This window comes from Bradyrhizobium sp. Crot121 (assembly GCF_059512385.1).
This window is the reverse complement of record NZ_JCAMOR010000088.1, coordinates 22247-28246: the sequence shown is the minus strand read 5'-3', so window position 1 is coordinate 28246 and position 6000 is coordinate 22247. Positions and strand designations below refer to the sequence as shown.

Genomic DNA, 6000 nt, shown 5'->3' with positions numbered 1-6000 from the left:
ACCGCACGAAATTACTTCGCTGTCGTCGCTATCGCCGCAACTCTGCTCTGGCTAACATAACTGTCCACGCGACCTAGGAGCCCTTGCGGAAACGCATAGCGGTTCCTATCTAGCCTCTAACGGCGCCGTCGCAGCCTGCAAGGGCTCTGGCGCCGGGACGACCACGTAATAGCACGGCAGCGCCGGATGTACGCGTGCCTGTTGTTCGTGGTCGTTGGCATTTTTGGGCGTCCCCAGGCCCGTTTTCCCGCATTCCAGCCGGCGTTTAGGGCTTCCCGCGGCTTGGCGGCGCGGATATACGCTTGGCCGCCATGAATGACGCCATCAAACCGGGCCCCGAAATCCCGTCGCAGGCCGTTGGTTTGCCACTTGTTTCGGTTGTCGTCCCCACCTTCAACGAGCGTGACAATGTCACCGTCCTGTACCGGCGGTTGGAGACGACGCTCGCCGGTATCCCCTGGGAGGTCGTTTTCGTCGACGACAATTCCCCTGATGGAACCTGGGAGGTGGTGCGCGGCCTGGCGCGGCAGGATTCCCGCGTGCGCTGCCTCCGCCGGGTCGGACGGCGCGGGCTCTCGGGCGCCTGCATCGAGGGCATCCTCGCCTCCAGCGCCCCCTATGCCGTGGTGATGGACGCCGACTTGCAGCATGACGAGACGCAACTGCCGAAGATGGTCGAGCTGCTGCGGAGCGGGAAGGCCGATCTCGTGGTCGGCAGCCGCTATATCGGGGGCTACCGCGCCGAGGGGTTCAACAAGCAGCGCGCCGGCGCCAGCGCGTTCGCCACCGAGATCGCGCGCCGCTTGCTGCGGGTCGATATCGCAGATCCCATGAGCGGCTTCTTCGCGATCCGCCGCGACCGCTTCGAGGAGCTGGCGCCAGACCTTTCGACCCAAGGCTTCAAGATCCTGCTCGACGTCGTCGCCACCGCCCAGGGCAAGCTGCGCGCGGTGGAGATTCCCTATACGTTCGGCTCGCGGCAGCATGGCGAGAGCAAGCTCGATTCCATGGTCGCGCTGGATTTCCTCGGCCTCGTGCTCGCGAAGCTGACGCATGACGTCATCTCGCTCCGCTTCGTGCTGTTCGGCCTGGTCGGCTCGCTCGGCCTGCTCGTGCATCTTGCCGCGTTATACGTTGCGCTGGAAGTATTCGGCGCGCCGTTTCCTGAAGCGCAGGCAACCGGCGCGATCGTCGCGATGACCAGCAACTTCGTCCTCAACAATTTCCTGACCTATCGCGACCAGCGGCTGAAGGGCTTTGCGATCCTGCGCGGCCTGTTGCTGTTCTACCTCGTCTGCAGCGTCGGCCTGCTCGCCAATGTCGGCGTCGCCTTCTCGGTCTATGACCAGGAACCGATCTGGTGGCTTGCGGGCGCGGCCGGCGCGCTGATGGGCGTGGTCTGGAACTACGCGATGTCCGGACTGTTCGTCTGGCGCAAGCGATGATTGGGACATGAATCCGAACGAGACGAGTCTCGTCCGCACGACCGTCGTAACCGTCGTCGGGCTCGTCCTGTTGCGGCTGCTCGCCGCCGCTCTTACGCCGATCACCTTCGACGAAGCCTATTACTGGATGTGGTCGAAGAGTCTCGCCGGCGGCTACTACGACCATCCGCCGATGGTTGCGCTGGTGATCCGTGCCGGCACGCTGATTGCCGGAGATACCGAACTCGGCGTGCGGCTGGTCTCGATCCTGCTGGCGCTGCCGATGAGCTGGGCGGTCTATCGCTCGGCCGAGATCCTGTTCGGCGGCAAGCGTATGGCGGCTAGCGCGGCGATCCTGCTCAACGCCACCTTGCTGGCCGCGGTCGGGACCATGATCGTGACGCCGGATGCGCCGCTTCTGGTTTCCGCAAGCCTCCTGCTGTTCGCGCTCGCCAAGGTGCTGGAGACGGGGCAGGGCGCATGGTGGCTTGCGGTCGGCGCCGCTGCCGGCGCTGCACTGCTGTCAAAATACACCGCGCTGTTCTTCGGCCCGGCGATCCTGATCTGGCTCGCTGTGGTGCCGAAGCTGCGGCGCTGGTTCTTGTCGCCCTGGCTCTACCTCGGCGGCCTTCTCGCGCTGTTGATGTTCGCGCCGGTCATCCTCTGGAACGCCGATCACCACTGGGTCTCCTTCATCAAGCAGATGGGGCGGGCGCGCATCGAGGATTTCAGGCTGGCCTTCATCGGTGAACTGATCCCGACCCAGATCGCGTTTGCGACGCCGCTCGTCTTCATCCTCGGTGCGATGGGGCTGCACGCGCTCGCGTTCCGCCGCACGGGCGCCTTCGCCTCGCGCCTGCTCGTCAATCTGATGTTCTGGATCATCGTGGTCTATTTCATCTGGCACTCGCTGCATGCGCGCGTCGAAGCCAACTGGTTCGCACCGGTCTATCCGCCCTTCATGGTCGCGGCCGCGGTAGCGGCGACGATGGTGCCGCGGGAGGGACGCTGGCAGCGGCTTGCCGATTTCTGCCGCCGCTGGGCGGCGCCGACCGGGATCGTGATGTTCGTGCTGCTGATCGTGCAGGCCAATACCGGCGTGCTCTCGCTCTATCGCCGCGATGCCACCGTGCGCAGCGTCGGCGTCGGCTGGCACGAGACGGCGGCGGAAATCGAAGCGGCGCGCGCACGTATCGGCGCGACCTGCGTGCTGGCGCCGGATTACGGCACCACGGGCTGGCTTGCCTTCTATCTGCCGAAGGGCACCTGCGTCGCGCAGCAGACCCAGCGATACCGTTGGGTCAACGCATCAGAGCCGAGCGCGGCGGAGCTTGCCGGAAAGCTGCTCTATGTCCATGAAATCAGGCCCGAGGATCCGCCGTTCCTGAAGGAGATGTTCTCCCATGTGGAAAGGATCGCCGAGGTGCAGCGCAAGCGCGGCCCGCTCGTGATCGAGAGCTACGCGCTGTATGTCCTGGAGGAACCGAAGGGCGATGTCTTCGATCGCTCGCCGCCGCCGGAACTGCCGTAGGGCTGGCCCCGTCATTGCCGGGCTTAACCCGGCAATCCATCATTTCAAGAGTTCTTTGAAGATCGATGGATACGCGGGTCAAGCCCGCGTATGACGATCGGCGCGGGCGATGCGAGTACGCAGAAATTTCCGGCCAGCATGTCGTCTTCGTGCCTCCGGAAACGTCTTCTACAGACATCGCCAACCAGCGAGGTTCCGTTATGACCAGTTCCATCCTCAAACCCGCCGCCGAACTCGCCGCGGCCAACACCACGCGCCGCCCGAACGAGAGCGCGGACTATCGCCTGGCACGGCAGGCGCTGCTCGTCGAGGAGATCGAGCTGCGCCGCCAGATCGAGCGTGTCGCCGCGCTGCGCCGGGCCTTGCCGCCGGGCGGCGAGGTGACGAAGGCTTACGAGTTCGTCGGCGAGCGCGGCAAGGTCGGCTTTCCGGAGTTGTTTGGCGACAAGCAGACGCTCGTCATCTACAGCTACATGTTCGGGCCGCAGCGTGAGAAGCCGTGCCCGATGTGCACCTCATTCATGGGGACCTGGGAGGCCAAGCTGCCCGATGTCGAGCAGCGCATCGCCTTCGTGTTCGTGGCGCGCTCGCCGATCGAGCGTCTGGTCGCGGCGAAGCAGGCGCGCGGCTGGACGCGGCACAAGATCTTCTCGGATATGTCCGGCGACTACACGCGCGATTACGTCAGCGCTGATGATGCCGATATGCCCGGCTACAATGTCTTCACGCGGCGCGACGGCACCATCCGTCATTTCTGGTCGGGCGAGATGGGATCGAAGATGTCCGACCCGGGCCAGGACCCGCGCGGCGCGCCCGACATCGATCCGCTCTGGACCATCCTCGACACCACGCCGGAAGGCCGCGGCACGGACTGGTATCCGAAGCTGAGTTACTGAGCGCGCGACTTAGAAGCGAGCGACTTTGGGCAGCGACTTGGGCCGTCGAATCCCGCTTTGGGACATAGATAAATCCTGCCTTATTTCCGCAAGATTCCGGGGTAATTCACAAGGAAATTCCCCGCCGTTCGTCACGCCTCAGATCTGCCCGCGTTTAATCCGCATTTAACTAAAAGTCGCCTTAATGACGCTTCGCGCCTCTGCGAGATGCTCCGGCGATTGTCCCGCACTCTCACACGAGGAAGAAGTGGAACTGTTCTGGACGCAAGGCGAATGAGTACGAGTACCGGTGCGTTTGGCTTTGCGGCGCCCTCCCGCAAAAAATCTTCCCGGAAAGTCCTCCCTCACCATTTCATCGGCAGCGCCGCGGTCGCGGCGCTCGTGGTCGGCTGCGCCTGGACCGTCTACACCAATATCTTCGCGGCGAACGTCTATCCCTCGATGGGCAGCGCCGCCTATGAGGCGCCCGCAGTGAACCGGGAGGCTGCGGTCGCCGCGCGTCCGACGCCATCCTTCAACGACGTGTTCGCGTCGTTGCCGCCACCGCCGCCGACCTTGTCGAAGCCTGAGCCAAGCTCGGCTTCGATTATGTTTAACGAAAGGTTTGCGGCCGCCGCTCCGGAGGGCGTGGAGTCACGGGCGGCCGAGGCCGCGCCGCCCGCGGAAGCGCCGAAGGTTGCGGAAGCGTCGAAGCCGGCCGCCGCAGCCAAACTCGCCGAAGCCAAGTCAGGTGCTGCGCCGAAGGGGGTTGAAGCGGCGAAGAAGGAAGCGGCGACCTCATTGCAGGTCGCGCTCAACACGCCGGCCGCGCCGGTTGACACCAAGCCCGCGGCAAAATCGTCCGGCGTCCGCGACATGGCGGCACGCGCCAAGGCGGCGCTGATGTCGATCGCCTCAGGCGAGAAACAGTCGATCGTCGAAAAGCTCTGGGGCAAGCGCGAGTCTTCAGGCTCGCTGCTGTCGTTCGCATCTGCCGACGCCAACGTCACCGCCAGCATTCCCTCGACGCTGAGCCAGAACCCGATGAACGGCGGCTCGCCGCCCTATGACCGCCAGACCGCGGTCTACGACATCTCCGCCGCGACGGTGTATCTGCCCGACGGCACCAGGCTCGAGGCGCATTCCGGCCTCGGCTCCAAGATCGACGACGTCCGCTATGCGCATGTCCGCATGCAGGGCGTGACGCCGCCGCACATCTACGAGCTCAAGCCGCGCGAAGCGCTGTTTCACGGCGTGCCCGCGCTGCGCCTGACGCCGATCGGCGGCGAGGACAAGATCTACGGCCGCTCCGGCCTGCTCGCGCACACCTACATGCTCGGGCCCAACGGCGATTCCAACGGCTGCGTCTCGTTCAAGAACTACTATGCGTTCCTGGATGCGTACCGGAACAAGGGCATCCGCCGGCTCGCGGTGCTGGCGAAGGTGCAGTGACGCGCTGGTGCGTGAATGAGGTGCAAGCCCATCCCCGCGTCATTCCGGGGCGCGCGTAGCGCGAGCCCGGAATCCATTTATCCGAGAATTCAGCTCGCAATTTCCGGGTGAAGATCGATCCATTCGGATTCGTCTCCTCGATGAGCCGAATCTTCCAGTCTCTTCGCCACTTCTTCAATTCTTTCTCACGCGTGATGGCTGTAATCGGATCGTCGTAGATTTCAAACCAGACCAGCCTGTCGACCGCATATCGCTTGGTGAAGCCGGAGACCTCCTTGGTCTTGTGCTCATGGATGCGGCGAATGATATCGTTGGTCACGCCGAGGTACAGCGTACCGTATGTCTTGCTTGCGAGTAGATAGACCTAATAGGCCATGCGTCCGCGGCGAAATGGATTCCGGGCTCGCGCTTCGCGCGCCCCGGAATGACGAGAGGAGAGTCGATCCCTCGTCATTCCGGGGCGATGCGAAGCATCGAGCCCGGAATCCATTCATCCGAGAAGACAGGTCACAATTTCCAGGCAAAATCGATCCACTTCTAGACGCTCGCCTTTCGGCGGGGAACACAAAAGGCCGCGCTCAGGGCCGTGTTGAAGCTTGACAGTTCGAGAGGGCATTCTAGGCTATTTTCTATCCACGGGTGCGCTTCGACATTCTCCGCCAAGAGAAGAGCTATGTACGCGCCGCGACGACAAATCGACAATCACAAGAGGGAGGAC

At 63.8% G+C, this 6000-nt stretch carries 5 protein-coding genes; 4 read left to right on the top strand and 1 reads right to left on the bottom strand.

Translation table 11 applies throughout. The annotated features are described in order from the left end of the window. The first annotated feature begins 311 nt into the window (after positions 1–311). From AC5ZGW_RS39555 to AC5ZGW_RS39540, 4 genes are all read left to right on the top strand, one after another. Entirely contained in the window at positions 312–1445 is a 1134-nt protein-coding gene (locus tag AC5ZGW_RS39555) for a glycosyltransferase (protein WP_130228399.1), read from the top strand. Between the two features lie 7 nt (positions 1446–1452). Further along, positions 1453–2955 (top strand): glycosyltransferase family 39 protein, encoded by a 1503-nt coding sequence (locus AC5ZGW_RS39550; protein ID WP_130228398.1) that lies wholly within the window; start codon positions 1453–1455, stop codon positions 2953–2955. A 200-nt stretch (positions 2956–3155) separates the two neighbouring features. Further along, complete coding sequence (locus AC5ZGW_RS39545; RefSeq protein WP_130228397.1) at positions 3156–3851, top strand: DUF899 family protein; 696 nt, start codon at positions 3156–3158, stop codon at positions 3849–3851. A gap of 273 nt (positions 3852–4124) precedes the next feature. Further along, positions 4125–5282, top strand: coding sequence for a DUF2778 domain-containing protein (locus AC5ZGW_RS39540; RefSeq protein WP_130228396.1), 1158 nt, complete (start codon positions 4125–4127; stop codon positions 5280–5282). Here AC5ZGW_RS39540 and AC5ZGW_RS39535 read toward each other — a convergent pair. Next, positions 5203–5601 carry a GIY-YIG nuclease family protein gene (locus AC5ZGW_RS39535; protein WP_245474920.1) on the bottom strand — a complete coding sequence of 133 codons (399 nt, stop codon included), beginning with the start codon at positions 5599–5601 and terminating at the stop codon, positions 5203–5205. The genes AC5ZGW_RS39540 and AC5ZGW_RS39535 overlap by 80 nt on opposite strands. Between the last annotated feature and the right edge of the window lie 399 nt (positions 5602–6000).

Coding starts and splice junctions, on each gene's coding strand:
- AC5ZGW_RS39540 (WP_130228396.1), top strand. CDS start 4,125: ATGAGTACGAGTACCGGTGCGTTTGGCTTTGCGGCGCCCTCCCGCAAA.
- AC5ZGW_RS39545 (WP_130228397.1), top strand. CDS start 3,156: ATGACCAGTTCCATCCTCAAACCCGCCGCCGAACTCGCCGCGGCCAAC.
- AC5ZGW_RS39555 (WP_130228399.1), top strand. CDS start 312: ATGAATGACGCCATCAAACCGGGCCCCGAAATCCCGTCGCAGGCCGTT.
- AC5ZGW_RS39550 (WP_130228398.1), top strand. CDS start 1,453: ATGAATCCGAACGAGACGAGTCTCGTCCGCACGACCGTCGTAACCGTC.